Below are 18,215 nucleotides of genomic sequence, written 5' to 3'. Positions count from 1 at the left end.
ACCGTCAATCACCTCAGCACCGCCTCCATCACCTGCTTCGCGATCGGCGCGGCGGTGCCGCCACCGGTGGCCTCGGCGCCGACCCGGGCGGCGCCCGACTCGACGATGACCGCCACGGCGATCTTGGGGTCGTTGGCCGGGGCGAAGGAGATGAACCAGGCGTGCGGCGGCTTGCCGTCGCTGGTCTCGGCGGTGCCGGTCTTGCCGCCCACCTGCACGCCGGGGATCTGCGCCAGGTTGGCCGTGCCGTTGTTGACGACGCTGACCATCATCTCGCGCAGCTTGGCCGCCGTCTCGGGGCTCACGGCCTCGGTCAGCTCGTCGGGCTCGGCCTCCTCGATGCTGTCGCCCTTGCTGTCAGTGATCTTGTTGACGAGGTACGGCTTCATCACCGTGCCGTCGTTGGCGATGCCGGCGGCGATCATGGCCATCTGCAGGGGCGTCATCCGGACGCTGCGCTGGCCGATGGCGGACATGGCGAGCGCCGCCTTGTCCTCCTCCTTGCCGAAGTCGCTCTTCTCCACGGTCATGGGCACCTCGAGGTCCAGGCCCATGCCGAACTTCTCGGTCTGCTCGCGCATCTTGTCGTAGCCGAGCTTGATGCCGATGTCACCGAACGGCGTGTTGCAGGACTTCTCCAGCGCGAAGACCAGCGGCACCTGGCCGGCACCGCAGGCGGCGCCGCCGTAGTTGGGCAGGCTGATGGTGGTGCCGGGCAGCGGCAGCCGCTGCGGCGCCTCGACGGTGGTGGTGGGTCCGCGGGAGTCATCGTCCTCCAGGAACGCCGCCGCGGTCACCACCTTGAACGTGGAGCCGGGCGCGTACGTCTGGCGGATGGTCCGGTTGAGCAGCGGCTGGCCCTTGTCCTTGGCCAGCTGGTCGTAGCGCGTGAACACCTTGCCCTTGTCGGTGCCCGACAGCTCGGCCGGTTCGTAGGTGGGCAGCGACACCATCGCGAGGATCGCGCCGGTCTTGGGGTTGAGCGCGACGAGCGCGCCCCGCTTGCCGCTCTTCCCCAGCGCCTCGTGGGCGGCCTCCTGGGCCCTCGGGTCGATGGTGAGGTCGACGTTGGCGCCCCTGGTCGGTTCGCCGGTGAACAGGTCGATGCTGCGCCGCAGCAACAGGTCTGTGCTGGACCCGTCGAGCAGCTTGTTCTTGGACGCCTCGATCGCGTCGGCGCTCTCCGGTGAGAAGAATCCGGTGACATGGGCATAGAGCTTGCCCTCGGGATACTCGCGGACGAACTTGAAGTTCGGGTCGTTGGTCTCCTTGGACTGGGCGAGGATCACCTTGCCGCCCGCCGTGATCCGTCCGCGCTGCACCGCGTAGCGCTCGAAGAAGTTGCGCCGGTCCTTCGCGTCGCTGGAGAGCTCCTCGGCGCGCACCGCCTGGAGGTAATTCACGTTGACCATGAGCAGCGCGAACATGGCCAGGCAGGCCACGGCTATCCGCTTGATGGGGCTGTTCATCGCTGGAACACCTGCGTCATTCCTTCGTTCTGGATCGCCTGGGGTGGCGGCTGCCGGGCCGCGTCCGAGGTGCGTACGAGGAGGGCGATGAGGATCCAGTTGGCCAGGAGGGCCGAACCACCCTGGGACATGAACGGGGTCACGAGACCGGTGAGCGGGATCAGGTTGGTCACCCCGCCGACGATGATGAAGAGCTGCCAGGCCAGCAGGAAGGACAGCCCGCCTGCCAGCAGCTTGGAGAACGGGTCACGAGCGGCGAGCGAGGTGCGCAGGCCGCGCTCCACCAGCAGTGCGTAGACCATGAGCAGCGCCATCAGCCCGGTGAGGCCGAGTTCCTCGCCGGTGGCGGGGAAGATGAAGTCGGAGAAGGCGAGCGGGATCAGCTCGGGGTGCCCCTGGCCGAGCCCGGTGCCCAGGATGCCGCCGTTGCCCAGCGCGAACAGGCCCTCCATGAGCTGACCGCTGCCGCCCACCTTGAAGAACAGCTCGGGGTCCTCGGGGTTGAGGTAGACCTCGAACCGTTCCTGGACGTGGTTGAAGACCATCCCGGCGAGGATGGCGCCGCCCACGAAGAGCAGGATGCCGATGAGCACCCACGAGGTGCGCTGGGTCGCGATGTAGAGCATCGCGATGAACGTGCCGAACATCAGCAGCGAGGAGCCGAGGTCCTTCTGCAGGACCAGCACGCCGAGGCTGATCCCCCAGGTGATGAGGATGGGGCCGAGGTCACGGGCACGGGGAAGGTCGATGAAGAGCAGCCGCCGGCCGGCGAGCGCGAGCACGTCGCGCTTGGCCACCAGGTAGCCGGCGAAGAAGACGACGAGCGCGAGTTTGGCGAACTCAGCGGGCTGGAGCTGGCCGAGGCCGGGGATGCCGATCCAGATCCGGGCGCCGTTGATCTCCTGGCCGAGGAACGGGATCAACGGTGAGACCAGCAGCAGCAGGCCGGCGGCCCCCGCGGTGTAGGTGAGCCGTTGGAGCGCGCGATGGTCGCGCAGGAAGACGAGCGTGACGGTGAAGAGCGCGATGCCGAAGAAGGTCCACATCAGCTGGCTGGTGGGCGAGGCCAGCGTGGCGGACGGCAGGTCGGACTTCGCCACGGAGAGCCGGTAGATCATCACCAGGCCGAGGCCGTTGATCAGGGTGACCAGCGGCAGGATGAGGGGGTCGGCCCACGGCGCGAACCTGGCCAGGACGAGGTAGGCCACCAGCATCAGCCCGCCCAGGCCGAGACCGTAGGTGAGCATGCCGGCGGGGACCTGGCCGTCCACGGCGAGCCCCACGTTGGCGTAGGCGAACATGACGATGCCGACAGCGAACGCCAGCATGCCGAGTTGCGCCACGCGCCGCTTGGCGGGCATGGGGACGGGGGAGTCTGTCACATCGGTCATCTGGGGCTGCTCATCCAGGGCTTCGTCTCTGTGGCCTTGTCTACGCGGTCTCTACGGTCTGTGCGGGGTCTTATGGGCGCTCTCCGCTGTCTCCGGGGCTTCGCCGTCTCTAGGGCTTCGTCTTCGTGCTGCTGGGGGTCGGTGACGCGCTCGCGGGCGGCGACGTCTTCTCCTCCGTCGTGAACTCCATGTCGTTAATCTTGGTGATGCCCTCGGCGACGCTCTTCACCTCGATGCCGTCCCTGATCAGCGCCTGGTCGGGCGCGGAGAGCTGGGACAGGGGCCTGCCGGTGCGCTTGGCGACCGAGAAGAACTGGAAGGGGCCGACCTCCTGCTGGATGCCCTGGAACACCACCACCTCGCCGCTCGTGGCGCCGACGAAGAACTGCTCCTGGGTCCACTGCCAGCCGAAGTAGCCGCCGACGCCCGCGGTGACGGCGCCGACGCCGAGCACGGAGACGAGCACCGGCCACAGGCGGCGGCGCCTGGGCGGCCGCCGTGACGCGCGCGCCCCCGGCTCCTCGAAGCCGTCGTCGTCGCCGGGGAGCACCGGCTGCGGCGCGGTGACCGCGCCGGGCTGCCCCGGTGAGGTGTCGGGAGGGGCCGGGTGCAGGCGGTTCATGCCCGCCGCGCCGACGACCGCCGCTTCGGCCGGAAGCTGCTGCCCCTCGCCGATCTCCAGCACGTCGGCCAGCACGCAGGTGATGTTGTCGGGCCCGCCGCCCCGGTTGGCCAGGTCGATGAGCTGCCGGACCACTTCTTCGGGGTCGTCGATGTTGGTCAGCGTGGCGTGCAGCGTCTCCGCGCTCACGACTCCCGACAGCCCGTCGGAGCACAGCAGGTAGCGGTCGCCGATCTGGGCCTCGCGCAGGGTGAGATCGGGATCGACCTCGCCGCTGCCGTCGAGCGCCCGCAGCAGGATCGAGCGCTGCGGGTGCGTCGCCGCCTCCTCGGGGGTGATGCGCCCGTCGTCGACCAGCTGTTGCACCAGCGTGTGGTCGTGGGTGATCTGGTAGAGCTCCCCGCGTCTGAGCAGGTAGGCGCGCGAGTCGCCGACGTGCACCAGAGCCACCTGGGTGCCGTTCCAGAGCATGGCGGTGAGCGTGGTGCCCATGCCCTTGAGGCTCGGGTCCCGCCCGACCATCTCGTGCAGCCTGCGGTTGGCGTCGCGCACTGCTGCCTCGATGGCGTTGAGCAGGTCACCGCCCTGTTGGACCTCTTCGAGCGAGGCCATTGCGGAGATGGCGACGGAGCTCGCCACCTCGCCGTGTGCGTGCCCGCCCATGCCGTCGGCGACGGCGAGCAGGCGGCCGCTGGCGTACGCCGAGTCCTCGTTCCCTTCGCGGAGGAGGCCGACGTCCGAGCGGGCGGCGTAGCGGAGTGCGATGGTCATTTGCGCAATTCAATGACTGTCTTGCCGACGCGGATCGGAACTCCGAGCGGCACCGGTGTCGGGCGGGTGACTTTCGAGCGGTCGAGATACGTGCCGTTGGTCGAACCGAGATCTTCCACGATCCACTGACCGTCCTGAGGGAAGAGCCGGGCGTGCCGGCTGGAGGCGTAGTCGTCGGTGACCACCAGCGTGGCGTCATTGGCCCGGCCAATGGTGATGGGCGTCTCCGTGAGGTTAATGGTGGTGCCCTGCAACGGGCCACCTGTGACGACGAGCTGGCGTGGCTCGTTCTTCTTGCTCTTCGGTTTCGCCGCCGGTTTGGCGGGTTTCGCGGCTTTTCGTGGACCCGCGGGAGTCGTACGCGACCCGAACAAGTCTGTCCGGATCACGCCGACTGCGGCAATGACGAAGAACCACAGCACCGCCAGGAAGGCGAGCCGGATCAGCAGCAGCGTGAGCTCGGACATGGACCGTTTGTCTACCCCTAATCGCGCCGGAACACCAGTGTCGTACGCCCCAGCGTCACTCGCGTGCCGTTCTGGAGCTCGATACTGCGTACCGGCTGGCCGTTGACGAAAGTGCCGTTGGTGGACCCCAGGTCGACGAGCAGCACCTGCTGCCCCTCGACGCGCAGCTCCGCGTGGTGGCGGGAGACGCCGGGATCGACCAGGCGGAGGTCGCAGTCGGTGCCCCTGCCGAGCAGGGTCACCGGAGTGGTCAGCTCGTAGGAGCGGTCACCCTGCGGGTCGTCCTGGGTGGAGACGAGCAGCCTGGGCCGCCCGCCGAAGGCGTTGGGCCGGGACGGAGGCAGGTCGCTCGCCGGCTGGCGGATCTCGTCCTGCTCGACCGTCGCGCCACGGATGACGCCGGACCTGATGCGGAACAAGCCCACCGCCAGATCGGAGGCGGTCTCGAAACGGACCCGGACCGGTCCCACGAAGGAGTAGCCCTGCTCCTTGGCGTACTCCCTGGCGAGGTTGGCCAGCTCGTGGCTGATGCTGTCGGTGTAGACCTCAAGCCGTTCGCTGTCGGTCGTCGACAGCTCCACCACGAAGTCGTTGGGCACGAGCGTGCGACCCTGGGCGACGATCGCCGCCCGCTCGTCCATCTCACGCTGAACCGCGCTGGCGACCTCGACCGGCTGAAGGTCAGATTTGAACGCCCGCGCAAAGGCCCCCTCAACCAAGCCTTCGAGCCTTCGCTCGAAGCGCTGAAGGACTCCCACCGGGTACCTCCCTTCCTCCGTGCATATGATCGCGGCCCCGGGCGCCCGCGCGCCTGGCCCGCTCGTCCCACGGGACGGCCGGCTGGGCGCTCGTCGGCGCTCGCGCCCAGCTCCTCCGCTCCCGTGTCTTATGCGATCGTATCCGGGTTCAGTAGCACCGGCTGTTCCGTGCTAATGTTTCTCCGCACCCACAAGGGCGGGTGGCGGAACGGCAGACGCGCACGGTTCAGGTCCGTGTGTCCGCAAGGACGTGAGGGTTCAAATCCCTCCTCGCCCACTCCGGTCGCCGATGAGTTCGGCAGACCCACACTGACGAAAGCAGCCCCGGTTCGCAAGAGCCGGGGCTTCTTCCTTCTCGCGGCCTGGTGGTGCGGCTGTGCTCCACGGGCGGGCGGTGGACGTGGCCGCTTGCGGGTCCCTGCTGACTCTTTGTGTGATTTAGCTCACAGTCGCCCGCAGCGAGCAGGGAAAGCGCCGACGGTGACGCCGGACACCGATCGGTCCCTTCCGGACCGTCCATGACGTCGAGGACGTGGCACGGACGAGCAACCAGCGCTCCAGCTCGTCGCGCGCATCCCAGGCGGGTGCGCGTACGTCCGGGCGGAGCCCGTCCAGTGCCATGGTCACGCGCCCGTGGGGATCTTGTCGAGGAAGCCGTGGACGCGGTCGATGCGACCCTCGGCAGTGATCACCGCCACGTCGAAGCCCACCACCAGGGCTTCGGCGCCGTCCTGCGCCAGCTCCCAGGTGAAGCGGGCGATGTCGTGATGGGCGTCGACCGGCCCCGCCAAGCTGAAGGTGAAGCCGGGGAACTGCTCCTGGACGGCCGCGATGGTGGCGTCGATCGCGTCGGTGCCGGCGGCGACCGCCATCGGGTCGGTGTAGACGCCGTCCGGGGACCACAGCTCCTCGATGGCCGTGCGACGGGCGGCGCGGTCGGTCTCGTTCCAGGTGGCGATGTAGCGAGCGATGAGCTCGTCGATGTTCTGCATGAGCAGGAACGCTAGAGAAACCTCCCATAATGGGCATCTGTCGCGATTAACGACTTGTATCGGTAAAGGGAGCTCATGCTGTACGGGCGAGAGGCCGAGACATCAGTCATCGACGACCTTCTCGCCACGGTGCGGTCAGGGCGCAGCGGCGCTCTGGTGATCAAGGGCGAGCCGGGAATCGGCAAGACCGCGCTGCTCGACCATGCCGCGGGACGCGCCGAGGGCATCCAGGTCATCCGGCGCAGCGGCGTGCCGTCCGAGACCGAGCTGGCGTACGCGGGGCTGCACCTGTTGCTCCGCCCGGCCCTGGACAGGACGGGCAAGCTGCCGCCTCCGCAGCGGCGCGCGCTGGAGGCGGCGCTCGGCCTGACGGAGGCGCAGGGCGCCGACGCGCTGCTCGTCGGCATGGCCGCGCTGTCACTGCTGGCGGAGGTGGCCGAAGACGGTCCCGTCCTGTGCCTCATCGACGACGCGCACTGGCTGGACCCCGGCTCCCGCGCCGCACTGGTCTTCGCCGCCCGGCGGCTGGACGCCGAGGGCCTGGCCCTCATCATGACCACCCGCGAGGACGACACGTACGGGCTGCCCGAGATCACGCTGACCGGCCTGCCCTCGTCGGCCGCGGCCGCTCTGCTGAAGGGAAGCAGCCTGACGCCGGGCCAGCGTTACCGGGTGCTCGCCGAGGCGCAGGGCAACCCGCTGGCGCTCATCGAACTGCCCGGCGCCCTGCGTCACGACCCCCACGGGCCGGGCGCTCTTCCGCTGAGCAGCCGGCTGCAGGCCGCCTTCCACAGCCAGGTGGACCACCTGCCGGCCGCGACCCAGACCCTGCTGCTGGTGGCCGCCGCCGGAGAGGGCCTGGACGAGGTGCTCGCCGCGGCCGCGTTGCTCGGCGTGACTCCCGCCGATCTGCGCCCGGCCGAGGCCGAAGGGCTCGTGACCACCGCCGGGCAGCACGTCCGCTTCCGTCATCCGCTGATCCGCGAGGCCGTCTACCAGCGGGCCCCCATCAGTTCACGGCTGGCCGTGCACGCCGCGCTCGCCCAGGCGCTGATCGGCGATCACCACGCGGACCGGCGGGCCTGGCACCTGGCCGCGGCGACCGTCGGCCCCGACGAGGACGTGGCGGCGGAGCTCGAACGCACCGCCCAGCGGGCCGCGCGCCGGCACGGGTACGCCGCCGCGGCCACCGCGTACCAGCGCGCCGCCGCGCTCACCCACCGCGACGACGAGGCCCGCGCCCGGGAGGCCCGCGCCCGCCGGCTCACCCTCGCTGCCGAGTCCGCCGCCGAGGCGGGCAACCTGGACTGGGCTCAGGCGCTCGCGGGCGAGGCCGACGCGCTCACCGTCGAGCCCGCCCTGCGCTCGCGCATCGTCCACACGCAGGCCACCATCCATTTCGGGCGGGGGCAGTACGGCGAGGCGCACCGCCTGATGACCGAAGCCGCCCTCATGGACCCGGCCCTGCTGGTCCGCGCCTACCAGACCGCCTGGTACGCCGGCGAGGCCCAGCTGTTCGAGGTGTCGGCACGCCTGGCGCGGGCCATGTCGGAGAACGCCCTCGACGAGCCCGTCGCCGCCCTGGCCCGCCTCCAGGACGCCGCCCTCACCCGGCTGTTCGGCGGCGACCCGGCCGCCGTGAGCCCGCTGGAGCAGGCCGTGGCCGATGCCGGGCACGCCATGGCCGCGTACCCGCCCGGGCTGGCGGCCATGGCCTGCGGCACGCCGCTCATCGCCGGGCTGGACGCCGCCACCCTGCAGCTGTCCGCCCGCCTGGTCGCCCGCTGCCACGCGGAGGGCAGCATCGGTGTCCTGCCCATGGTGCTGTACTTCCAGGCGCAGGCCGAGCTCTTCCACAGCGGCCGCCTCCACGAGGCGGGCACCGCCGCGACCACCGCCCTGCGCCTGGCCGAGAACACCGGCCAGCACCAGTGGGCCGCGCTGAACAGGGGTCTGCTCGCCTACCTGGCCGCCGTCGAAGGCGACGAGGAGGGCCATCACCGGCTCACCGCCGAGGTCGCACGTGGCCCGGCCGCGCCCATGCAGGGCGCCATGTGGACCGACTGGGCCCACGCGCTGATGGACCTGGGACAGGGCCGGGCGGAGACGGCGCTCGGCCGGCTCGAAGCGCTCACGGAAGGGCCCGGCTGGTACCACGTCTCGGCCATCCGGTGCGTGCCCGACCTGGTGGAGGCGGCCGTACGCAGCGGCGAGCCGGAAAGGGCCAGGCCTGCCCTGGCCCGGTATGCGCGCCTCGACCAGCGCCACCTCATCGAGCGGTGCCTGGCGCTGCTCGCCGGGGACGACGCCGAGGCGCACTACCTCGCGGCATTGGATGCCGGCGGGCCGGTCTTCGAGCACGCGCGTACCCGGCTGCTGTACGGGGAGTGGCTGCGCAGGACCCGCCGGCGCGGCGCCGCTGTCGGCCACCTGCGTGAGGCCATGGAGAGCTTCGAGCGCCTGGGCGCCGCCCCCTGGGCCAACCGTGCCCGGGCCGAGCTCCAGGCCGCCGGCGATCTGACCACCGCGCCCGTACCGGACCGCACGACCGGCCTGACACCGCAGGAACGGCAGATCGTCCAGCTCGCCGCCCGCGGACTGTCCAACAAGGACATCGCCGCCCAGCTCTTCCTGAGCCCTCGCACCGTCGGCTACCACCTGTACAAGGCCTATCCCAAGCTGGGCGTCGCCTCCCGCGGCGAGCTCGCCGGCCTCGCCTGAGCGGCCCCGGGGACGAGGGCGTCCGGCACCTCACGGCGGCGACAGGGGCTCCGGGGCGCGCTCCCCGGTGACGGAACCGTCACGGGGCGCGCTCCCCGGTCACCGGGGACTCAGCGGACGCGCCCGCAGTCGGGTCACGCCGCCTTCACGCGCGTGTCGAGCAGCTCGCCGATCAGGTCCGTCAGCGTCACCAGGCCGATGACCGCGCCGTCCTGGCCGGTGACCAGTGCCACGTGCGCCCGCGCCTCCTGCAGGGCCGTCACGGCCTCCGGCACCTGCGTGACGCACGCCAGCCGCGGTGCCGGGCGGGCCAGGTCGCCGGCCGTACGGGCGGGCTGGAGCAGCGCGTCACGGGCGTGCAGGACACCCTTGACCTCGCCGGGCTCGCCGACGAGCAGCCGCAGGTGGCCGCTGTCGCGGGCGACCTTCCTGATGCGGGCGGCGTCGGCCGACGGGGGCACCGTGACGGCCTCGCCGATCGGCACCATCAGCCGCTCGATGCCCTCGGCCTGCAGCCGCAGCGCCCGCGTCAGCAGGTCGTGCTCCTCGCGGTCGAGCAGGCCCATCCGGCCCGACTCGCCCACCAGCATGGCGAGCTGGCGGGGCGTCCTGGTGGTGGCCAGCTCGTCGCGCGGCTGCACGCCGAACAGGCGCAGGATCACGTTCGTCAGGCCGTTCAGCGCCGACAGCAGCGGCCGCATCACCGTCACGAACGCCCGGAACGGCAGCGTCAGGAGCAGGGCGGCACGCTCGGGATGGGTGAGCGCCCACGACTTGGGCGCCATCTCGCCGATGACCATGTGCAGGAACGTCACCAGGGCCAGCGCGAGCGTCAGCGCGATCGGCATCCTGAGCTGCTCCGGCACGCCGATGGCGGCGAAGACGGGCTCCAGGGAGTGCTCGATGGCGGGCTCGGTGACCTGGCCGAGGATCAGCGTGCACACCGTGATGCCGAGCTGCGCTCCGGCCAGCATCAGCGAGAGCTGCCGCGAGCCGCCGACCGCCGACTTGGCGGCGATCCGGACCAGGCGGTTGCCGCCGCTCGCCGTCTCCTCCAGGCGGTGCCTGCGGGAGCTGACGAAGGCGAACTCGGCCGCCACGAACAGGGCGTTCAGCGCCAGCAACGCGAGGCTGAAGAGGATCAGGGTCGTCATCGGACGGCCTCCGCGTGCCGCAGCGGCGCCAGCCGCACCCATTCGGGCACCCGGCGGTTGAGCGACAGGACGGTCAGCTCGGCCAGGTGCTCGTGTTCGTTCTGGGCGAACGGATCGGTCTCGGGCGCGGTGGGCACGACGACCTTGTCGCCCGCGTCCGGCATCCGGCCGAGCCGCGCCAGCACGAGGCCGGCGAGCGTGTCGTAGTCGTCGCTCTCGGGCAGCGCGATGCCGGTGGCCCGCTCGACCTCGTCGAGCCGCAGGCTGCCGGGCACGTCCCAGGCGCCGCCGGGTCGCTCCACCACGCCGGCGGGCTCGGGGTCGTTCTCGTCGACCAGCTCGCCGACCAGCTCCTCGGCCAGGTCCTCGATGGTGATGACCCCGGCCAGGCCGCCGTACTCGTCGATGACGCAGACGATGTCGTCGCCGGCCGAGCGCATCGCCTCCAGGACGGCGGGCAGCGGCAGCGAGTCGGGCACCAGCCGGGCGGGGCGCATGACGTCGCGCACCGGCCGGTCGTGCCCGCCGCCGTGCTCACCGTCGTCCCCGCCGTCGTCCCCGCCGTCGTCCAGGCCGGACGACAGCAGTTCGCGGACGCCGGCCATGCCCACGACGTCGCCGTCGCCGGCCAGGACGGGGTAGCGGGAGTGGCCGCACTCGCGCATCACGCCGATGAGGTCGGAGATCGGCTGGGAGTCGCGCAGCACGACGACGCGCGGGCGCGGGACCATGATCTCCTCGGCGGTGCGGTCGCCGAACTCCAGCGCCCGCTCCAGCAGCTCCGAAAGCCGGGGCGGCAGCTCGCCGGCCTCGGTGGACTCGGCGATGATCCGGGAGAGCTCCTCGGGGGTGGCGCCGTGCTCGACCTCTTCGACGGGCTCGATGCCGACGCGCCGCAGCAGGCCGGTGGCCGCCGAGTCGAACAGGCGCACCACCGGGCCGACCACGGCCAGGTAGGCGAGCGTCGAGCCGGCCAGCGACTTGGCGACCTGCTCGGGCCTGGGGATGCCGAGGTTCTTGGGGGCCAGCTCGCCCAGCACCATCTGGACGACGGTGGCGAGGAACACGCCGACGGCGACGGAGACGCCCGTCACGGCGGCGTCAGGCAGCCCGGTGTCCGCCAGCCAGGGACGGACGAGGGTGGCGATGGCCGGCTCGGCCAGGAAGCCGACCAGCAGCGCCGTCACGGTGATGCCGAGCTGGGCGCCGGAGAGCATGAACGACAGGCGGGCGGTCACCCGCAGGGCCTTGTCGGCGGCCTTGTCGCCGGCCGCGGCCTGCTCGCGCAGCACCCCGCGGTCGGCGGCCACGAAGGCGAACTCCTGGGCGACGAAGTAGCCGGTCGCGGCGGTGAGCAGGAAGAGGGCCAGCAGGCCCATATAGGCGCTCACCATGGTGAGCTCGCAGGGGAACCCGTGCTCGCGCACGGGCTGCTACTCCAAGGGTCCGGAGTGGACACGATCATCCTTCCATAGAGGTGGTCCATAACGCTAACGACCGCTGCCGCCTCGATGTTTCCCGGAGGGTCCGAGTGCCGGCTGTGTGTACTTTTCCGTGGGAAAAGCTTGGCAACACCTCTGCAATGGTCAAGGGATGGACGTAGCGTTTATGGCAACCGAGGGGAAGTAGAGCGAAGTGTCTGAGGACGACCGGACGCGGGCCATGCGCTCGCCAGGAGACGGCCGCCCGCTGCCTCCCCGGCACGACGGCGGCCCGCTGTCCGGCGGGGCGCCCGCGCATCAGCGTCCCCCGATGCCGCCTTCCGGGGGCGCCGCGGCGCCGACCGCCAAACTCCCGGCGACGCCCGCGGCCGGGCCCGGCGCCGCCGCGGGCGAGCCGCCACGGGGAGGCTCGCGCGTGTACGGCAGGCAACGTTCGGGCAACAGCCCCGTCAGGCCGCTGAGGTCGTCGAAGGGCGAGCCGCCGCCGTCCGGCCCCCGTCCGCCGGCCGCGGCCGGGCCGAAAGGGCCGCGGCGCAGGCCGTCGGGCCGGACCATCGCGAAGATCGTCGCGGCGGTCCTGGCGGTGCTGCTGGTGGCCGCCGTCGGGATGTTCTTCTGGATCGACTCGCGGCTGGCCGGGATCGAGGGCGTGCTCGCCGACTACAAGGGCCGCCCCGCCGACACCCCCGGCAGCAACTGGCTGCTCGTCGGCTCCGACAGCCGCAAGGGCCTGTCGGCCGCCCAGCGCCGCAAGCTCGCGACCGGCCGCTCGGCCGGCCAGCGCACCGACTCGATGATGTTGCTGCACATCCCCGAGGGCAGTGACCGGCCCACGCTGGTCAGCCTCCCGCGCGACTCGGCGGTCACCGTCTTCGGCAAGGGACGCAACAAGCTCAACGCCGCCTACGCGATCGGCGGGCCGAGACTGCTGGCCCAGACGGTCGAGACCGTCACCGGTGTGCGCGTCGACCACTACATGGAGATCGGGTTCGCGGGCTTCGTGGGCATCGTGGACGCGATCGGCGGTGTCGAGATCGACGTACGGGCCGCCGTGGACGACCCCAAGGCCGGGCTCAAGCTGAAGAAGGGCCGCCAGGTCCTCGACGGCGGCCAGGCGCTCGGCTACGTGCGCACCCGCAAGGGCGGCGCGCTGCCCGACTTCGAGCGCACCAAGCGGCAGCGCCAGTTCCTCGGCGCGGTGGTGAAGAAGGCCGCGAGCCCGGGCGTGCTGCTCAACCCGTTCACCTCGATCCCGCTGGCGATGAGCGCCACCGAGGCGGTCACGGTCGACGACGGCACCGGCGCGTTCGACCTGCTGTCGCTGGGCCTGGCGATGGGTGACAGCCCGGTGACCACGGTGGTGCCGTTCGGCGGCAGCGAGATCGCGGGCGGAGGCACGGCCGTCAGGTGGGACCGGGCCAAGGCGATCAGGCTGTTCGACGCGCTCAAGGAGGACAAGCCCGTGCCGAAGGACATCCTCGACGCGGGCTGACGCGGCTCGTCCGGGGCACCTCCCCGGCGTGACCCCGCGGGGCCGATCCGGTACGGCCCCGCGGGCGGGGTCAGGAGGAGCCGCCCCCCACGGCGGCGGCGCCGGCGGCGATGGCGGCCGTCACCACCACCGAGTTGATCGCCGCGATGGTCTGCGCGACGGCGTCGGCCGCCCAGGCGCCCTCGGCGATCTCCTTGATCCGCTTCTTGTCGGCTCCCGGGAACGCCTTCCTGTCGAGCTTGGCGGCGCGCATGAGGGCGATCAGGACGGCGGTGCGCGGGTCGGGGTCCTGCCCGGCGAGCGCGGCGGCCACCCGCGACCGGACCTCCGCCTCCACGCTGCCGTCCACCTCCGGCCAGCGGGCCGTGGGGAAGACGCCGAGCACCCTGCCGCGCCGCTCGCTCAGCACGCCGGCGTCGGCGAGGCCGGTCAGCAGGCGGTTGCGCAGCTTGGCGGAGTAGAGCTTCTGCACCCACCAGGCGGGCTTGCGCTCCCTGCGCTCCTCGGCCATGCGGGCCAGGCTCGCGTCGAGCTCCGCGGCGCCGAGCGGGGTGGCGTCGCGGACGGACACCTTCTTCGCCGACAGCTCGATCCGCTCGTTGATCGCGAGCTCCGCGAGGATCGCGCCGGCCAGCGCGGGGTCGAGCTGGGTGCCGCCGATGAGCGGCCTGCCGTCGTCCTCGGCGTGGGCGAGCAGCAGGAGTTCCTCGGCGATCGTCACAGTCATGGTTTTGACATTAACGTGCCCTCATGACGCTTTCGGAGAAGTTGCACGCCATCGGTCTTCCGCTGCTGCGGGCGCAGCTCGACCATCCCACGGTGGCGGGCATCGGGCGGGGCGACCTGCCCGAGCCGGTGTTCCGGTCGTGGCTGGAGCAGGACTACCTGTTCCTGCTCGACTACGTACGGGTGTTCGCGCGGCTGGCCTGGCAGGCGCCGGACGGGCGGCTGGGCGACCTGGTGGACCTGGCGCATGCGACGTTCCACGACGAGCTGAACCTGCACCGGTCGATGTCGGCCCAGTTCGGGGCCGACCTGGAGGGGGCGCGCAAGGGGCCGGCCTGCGCGGCGTACACGGCGTTCCTGCTGGAGTCCGCCGCGGACTACGGGGAGGGGCTGGCGGCGCTCTACCCGTGCATGTGGGGGTACTCGACGCTGGGCAGGAAGCTGGCGGAGAACCCGCCCGCCGAGCCGCGTTACCGCGCCTGGGTGGACACCTACGCCGACCCGGGCTTCGCGGCGCTGGCCGCGCGGATCGGCGAGATGATCGACGAGGCCGGCCCGGACCCCGCGCGGGCTGAGGCGCTGTTCACGGAGGGGATGGCGCACGAGCTGGCGTTCTGGGACGTGCCCTGAGAGCGCGCCACGTCCCCCGGTGCCCGCCTCGTCCTGTGGGACGTGGGCCGGTCCTGGCGGCGCGTCGTCCACAGGCTGTGGATCGTCGGGGGCGCGCCGTACCCTGGTGACATGCCGGAACTTCCCGAAGTCGAGTCCCTGACCGCCTTCCTGCGGGAGCGCGCGGTGGGCCGCACCGTCCTGGCGGTCGACGTCGTCGCGATCCAGGCGCTCAAGACGTTCGACCCGCCGGTGAGCGCGCTCGGCGGGTTGACGGTCACGGGCGTCGCGCGGCACGGCAAGTTCCTCGACCTCGACTGCGACGGGCTGCACCTGGTGATCCACCTGGCGCGTGCCGGGTGGCTGCGCTGGCGCGACGACCTGTCGGGCGCCAAACCGGTGCGTCCCGGCAAGGGGCCCCTCGCCGTGCGGGTGCGGTTCGCGCCCGACGACGCGGGGGCCGCGCCGGGGTTCGAGCTGACGGAGGCGGGCACCCAGAAACGCCTCGCCGTCTATGTCACGAAAGATCCTGACAGTGTGCCGGGTGTCGCGGCGCTCGGCCCCGACCCGCTCGACGACGCCTTCACCGTCGACGCGCTCAAGCGCATCGTGGGCGGCAACCGCACCCAGATCAAGGGCCTGCTGCGCGACCAGAAGGTCATCGCGGGCATCGGCAACGCCTACTCCGACGAGGTGCTGCACGCCGCCCGGATGTCCCCGTTCAAGATCGCTGCGACGCTCACCGACGCGCAGATCGCCGACCTGCACGAGGCCATCGTCACGACGCTGCGCGAGGCGGTCGAGCGGGCGCACGGCCTCGCGGCCAAGGACCTCAAGGCGGAGAAGAAGTCGGGGCTCCGGGTGCACAACCGGGCGGGGCAGCCCTGCGACGTGTGCGGTGACACGATCCGGGAGGTCTCCTTCGCCGACTCCTCGCTGCAGTACTGTCCCACCTGCCAGACGGGCGGCAAACCGCTCGCCGACCGCCGCCTGTCCCGCCTGCTGAAGTAGCGGCGCCCCGCCGGACCTGACCCGAGACGGTCGAGGCGCCGCCGCTCGTGCCGCCCGTGGCCGCGGGCGCGAGATGATGGACGCATGACGGTTCCTGAGATCGAGGCCCACCAGGTCCCCTCCGACGCCTTCCTGCTCGACGTCCGCGAGCCCCAGGAGTGGGTGGCCGGTCACGCGCCCGAGGCGGTGCACATCCCGATGTCGGAGATCCAGGGCCGGGTGGCCGAGGTGCCCGAGGACCGCAAGGTCTACGTCGTCTGCCGGGTCGGCGGCCGGTCGCTGCAGGTGGCGGCCTGGCTCAACCAGCTCGGACGCGACGCGGTCAACGTCGGCGGCGGCATGCGGTCCTGGGAGTTCGCCCGCCGCCCGATGGTCAGCGAGACCGGGCAGCCGCCCTTTGTCGCCTGATCTAGTGACATTTCTCGATCTAGTGACATAATTCGGGCGAAACACACACCCGCGGGAGCTCGGGGCAACCGGGCTGAGAGGGCAGCTACCGCCGCTGCCGACCGCATGAACCTGTCCGGGTAATGCCGGCGTAGGGAGAGTGCGATGTCGCACGTCGCCGACGAGGTGCCGCTGACCCTCGAAGGAGAACCCCCCAAGACCCTCGGGCTGCTCGACCAGGGCGCCCTGTGGGCCAACCTCGGCGTCAGCCTCCTGGGCTTCTCAGGAGCGCTGTTCCTGATCAACCCGCTCGGCGACGCCCCGCTGAGCCTGCTGGCCGCCCTGACGGCCGCGCTCGTCGGCAGCCTGATCGGCACGGCCATGGTGGGCCTGGCCGCCGTGCCGGGCACGCAGACCGGGCAGCCGGCGATGGTCCTGCTGCGCGGCCTGTTCGGGGCCAGGCTGTCGTACATCCCCACCGTGCTCAACATCGTCCAGATGGTCGGCTGGGGCGCCTTCGAGCTGTGGGTGATCGCCATGGGAGCGAGCGCCATCTTCGGCTCCGCGGTGCCGTACGCGGTGTGGGTGATCGTGGCCGGAGTGATCACCACCGCGCTGAGCATCTGGCCGCTCGGCGCCGTACGGGTGCTGCGCCGCTACGTGACGATCGCCGTGATCATCGCGATGATCTGGTTCTCCGTGGACTTCCTGGGCACGGCCCGGCCGGAGACGGGCGGCTCGTGGGCGGCCTTCGCGCCGGCCGTCGACTACGTGATCGCGCTGTCGGTCTCCTGGGTGCCGCTCGCCGCCGACTTCGCCCGGCACTCCAGGTCGAGCACGGCCGCCTTCGGCGGCGTGGTCGGCGGCTACACGCTGGCCCAGGTGGCCTGCCTCGGCCTCGGCGTCTACGCGGTGGCCATCGCCGGGTCGGCCGCGGTGACCGCCGACAGCACGGCGGTGTTCGGGCCGTTCGTCGCCGCGCCGCTCGGCGCGCTGTTCTTCGCCGTGCTCGTGCTGCGGGAGACCGACCAGTCGTTCGCGAACGTCTACTCCACCACCGTGTCGCTGCAGAACCTCATGCCGCGGGTGGACCGGAGGGTCTTCTCCACCGTGGTGGGCGTCCTGACGATCGGCATCGCGCTGGTCGTGGACGTGACGTCGTACGGGGCCTTCCTCGGCGTGATCGGGGCGGTGTTCGTGCCGATGTTCGCGGTCCTGGCCGTCGACTACTTCGTGCTCGGCGGCGTCGCGCGGTGGAACACCGAGGAGGGCGCGCCCGCCCGCTGGTCCATGCTGGTGCCCTGGGTCCTGGGCTTCGCCGCGTACTGGCTGACCACCTCGACCCCGACCGTCGAGGCGTGGGACGCCTGGTGGGCCGCGGTGCGGGACGCGATCGGTTTCACCCGGCAGCCGTGGATGAACGGCGCGCTCGGCGCCGCCCTGGTGGCGGCGCTCGTGACGCTGGCGGTGGGCGCGGTCACCCGCTCCCGCCGGCGCCACGGTCATGATCAGCGCGTGGCCGGCTGAGAGCCTCGGGTCCGCCCGAGGCCAAGACGCCGGCGGTCAGGCGAGGGCGCGCGTCTCGACGGTGAGCAGGTGGCGCTTGGCGGCGGCGCCGCCGGCGTAGTCGCCGAGCGCGCCGTCGCCCGGGACGACGCGGTGGCAGGGGACCACCACGCACACCGGGTTGGAGCTGAGCGCGTTGCCGACGGCCCGCAGCGCGCGCGGCCGCCCGATGCGCTCGGCGATCTCGTCGAGGGTGGTGGTCGTGCCGTAGGGGACCGCCATCGTCTTCTGCAGCACCGTGCGCGCGAACGACGTGGCGAGGGCCAGGTCGACCGGCGTGGCGAAGGCGCGCAGGCGGCCGGAGAAGTAGGCGTCGAGCTCGCGGCGCACCGGGTCGAGCCGGCGGGCGTCGGGGCCGATGAACGTGCCGACGTGCCGCGACACCCGTTCGAACACGACGTGCTCGTCGTCGTAGCTGCACGACACGAGGCCCTTGCCGGACACCGCGAGCACCATCCTGCCCACGGCGCCGTCGTAGGTGCCGAACGCGATGTCGGGAGGCGACTCCCCGCGATAGGTGGGGGAGGTGACCCGCAGCAGAGCATCGAGATCGCTGCTCGCCATCCTCGCACCCTCTTCCCGTCGCAAGCCGTGACCGCAGCGTATCGGACGGATCCCGCGACGCAGGCACCTCGCC

16 protein-coding genes, 1 tRNA gene and 1 riboswitch are annotated in these 18,215 nt (G+C 71.7%); of the genes, 7 read left to right on the top strand and 10 right to left on the bottom strand.

What is annotated here, in order from left to right:
- Positions 1 to 8 precede the first annotated feature (8 nt).
- The 5 genes from CXR44_RS19070 to CXR44_RS19050 form a co-directional block, all read right to left on the bottom strand.
- Positions 9 to 1,469: a peptidoglycan D,D-transpeptidase FtsI family protein gene (locus CXR44_RS19070; protein WP_101787435.1), complete on the bottom strand. Its 1,461-nt coding sequence runs from the start codon at positions 1,467 to 1,469 to the stop codon at positions 9 to 11.
- Complete coding sequence (locus tag CXR44_RS19065; RefSeq protein ID WP_245899269.1) at positions 1,466 to 2,860, bottom strand: FtsW/RodA/SpoVE family cell cycle protein; 1,395 nt, start codon at positions 2,858 to 2,860, stop codon at positions 1,466 to 1,468. The genes CXR44_RS19070 and CXR44_RS19065 overlap by 4 nt, the downstream gene beginning before the upstream one ends.
- Positions 2,861 to 2,969: 109 nt before the next feature.
- A complete protein-coding gene (locus tag CXR44_RS19060) occupies positions 2,970 to 4,253 on the bottom strand; it encodes a Stp1/IreP family PP2C-type Ser/Thr phosphatase (RefSeq protein ID WP_101787433.1) in 1,284 nt (427 codons plus the stop codon).
- The gene (locus CXR44_RS19055; protein ID WP_101787432.1) at positions 4,250 to 4,720 is read right to left on the bottom strand and encodes an FHA domain-containing protein FhaB/FipA; all 471 of its coding nucleotides are present in this window, start codon (positions 4,718 to 4,720) and stop codon (positions 4,250 to 4,252) included. Before CXR44_RS19055 ends, CXR44_RS19060 begins: the two co-directional genes overlap by 4 nt.
- 17 nt (positions 4,721 to 4,737) lie before the next feature.
- Complete coding sequence (locus tag CXR44_RS19050; protein WP_101787431.1) at positions 4,738 to 5,478, bottom strand: FHA domain-containing protein; 741 nt, start codon at positions 5,476 to 5,478, stop codon at positions 4,738 to 4,740.
- A gap of 194 nt (positions 5,479 to 5,672) precedes the next feature.
- Between CXR44_RS19050 and CXR44_RS19045 the strand changes: the two genes are divergently transcribed.
- Positions 5,673 to 5,755, top strand: a tRNA-Leu gene (locus tag CXR44_RS19045).
- 346 nt (positions 5,756 to 6,101) lie between these two features.
- Here CXR44_RS19045 and CXR44_RS19040 read toward each other — a convergent pair.
- Positions 6,102 to 6,470 carry a nuclear transport factor 2 family protein gene (locus CXR44_RS19040; protein WP_101787430.1) on the bottom strand — a complete coding sequence of 123 codons (369 nt, stop codon included), beginning with the start codon at positions 6,468 to 6,470 and terminating at the stop codon, positions 6,102 to 6,104.
- A 75-nt stretch (positions 6,471 to 6,545) separates the two neighbouring features.
- Here CXR44_RS19040 and CXR44_RS19035 point away from each other — a divergent pair, with 75 nt between their 5' ends.
- The gene (locus tag CXR44_RS19035; RefSeq protein ID WP_101787429.1) at positions 6,546 to 9,191 is read left to right on the top strand and encodes an ATP-binding protein; all 2,646 of its coding nucleotides are present in this window, start codon (positions 6,546 to 6,548) and stop codon (positions 9,189 to 9,191) included.
- A 134-nt stretch (positions 9,192 to 9,325) separates the two neighbouring features.
- Here CXR44_RS19035 and CXR44_RS19030 read toward each other — a convergent pair whose 3' ends face one another.
- Both CXR44_RS19030 and CXR44_RS19025 read right to left on the bottom strand, forming a co-directional pair.
- Positions 9,326 to 10,345: a hemolysin family protein gene (locus CXR44_RS19030; RefSeq protein WP_101787428.1), complete on the bottom strand. Its 1,020-nt coding sequence runs from the start codon at positions 10,343 to 10,345 to the stop codon at positions 9,326 to 9,328.
- Complete coding sequence (locus CXR44_RS19025; protein WP_425437440.1) at positions 10,342 to 11,772, bottom strand: hemolysin family protein; 1,431 nt, start codon at positions 11,770 to 11,772, stop codon at positions 10,342 to 10,344. The genes CXR44_RS19030 and CXR44_RS19025 overlap by 4 nt, the downstream gene beginning before the upstream one ends.
- 325 nt (positions 11,773 to 12,097) lie before the next feature.
- Between CXR44_RS19025 and CXR44_RS19020 the strand changes: the two genes are divergently transcribed.
- Positions 12,098 to 13,279 carry an LCP family protein gene (locus tag CXR44_RS19020; protein WP_245899268.1) on the top strand — a complete coding sequence of 394 codons (1,182 nt, stop codon included), beginning with the start codon at positions 12,098 to 12,100 and terminating at the stop codon, positions 13,277 to 13,279.
- Positions 13,280 to 13,349: 70 nt separating this feature from the next.
- On the opposite strand, the gene CXR44_RS19015 is transcribed toward CXR44_RS19020, so the two are convergent.
- A complete protein-coding gene (locus tag CXR44_RS19015; protein WP_101787426.1) occupies positions 13,350 to 14,006 on the bottom strand; it encodes a GOLPH3/VPS74 family protein in 657 nt (218 codons plus the stop codon).
- A gap of 23 nt (positions 14,007 to 14,029) precedes the next feature.
- Between CXR44_RS19015 and CXR44_RS19010 the strand changes: the two genes are divergently transcribed.
- The 4 genes from CXR44_RS19010 (at position 14,030) to CXR44_RS18995 (ending at position 17,539) form a co-directional block, all read left to right on the top strand.
- Positions 14,030 to 14,635, top strand: coding sequence for a TenA family protein (locus CXR44_RS19010; protein WP_101787425.1), 606 nt, complete (start codon positions 14,030 to 14,032; stop codon positions 14,633 to 14,635).
- Positions 14,636 to 14,746: 111 nt separating this feature from the next.
- Positions 14,747 to 15,625 (top strand): Fpg/Nei family DNA glycosylase, encoded by an 879-nt coding sequence (locus CXR44_RS19005; RefSeq protein WP_101787701.1) that lies wholly within the window; start codon positions 14,747 to 14,749, stop codon positions 15,623 to 15,625.
- A gap of 84 nt (positions 15,626 to 15,709) precedes the next feature.
- Positions 15,710 to 16,033: a rhodanese-like domain-containing protein gene (locus tag CXR44_RS19000; protein WP_101787424.1), complete on the top strand. Its 324-nt coding sequence runs from the start codon at positions 15,710 to 15,712 to the stop codon at positions 16,031 to 16,033.
- Between the two features lie 41 nt (positions 16,034 to 16,074).
- Positions 16,075 to 16,187: riboswitch (TPP riboswitch) on the top strand.
- Entirely contained in the window at positions 16,178 to 17,539 is a 1,362-nt protein-coding gene (locus tag CXR44_RS18995; protein WP_101787423.1) for a purine-cytosine permease family protein, read from the top strand. It overlaps the preceding riboswitch by 10 nt.
- Before the next feature lie 36 nt (positions 17,540 to 17,575).
- Here the strand turns inward: CXR44_RS18995 and CXR44_RS18990 are convergent, their stop codons facing one another.
- Positions 17,576 to 18,142 carry a methylated-DNA--[protein]-cysteine S-methyltransferase gene (locus CXR44_RS18990; protein ID WP_101787422.1) on the bottom strand — a complete coding sequence of 189 codons (567 nt, stop codon included), beginning with the start codon at positions 18,140 to 18,142 and terminating at the stop codon, positions 17,576 to 17,578.
- Positions 18,143 to 18,215: the final 73 nt, after the last annotated feature.

It is taken from the genome of Nonomuraea indica (assembly GCF_002850745.1).
Taxonomy (GTDB): Bacteria; Actinomycetota; Actinomycetes; order Streptosporangiales; family Streptosporangiaceae; genus Nonomuraea; species Nonomuraea indica.
The sequence above is the reverse complement of the archived record's forward strand: the minus strand, read 5'-3'. Positions and strand labels throughout refer to the sequence as shown.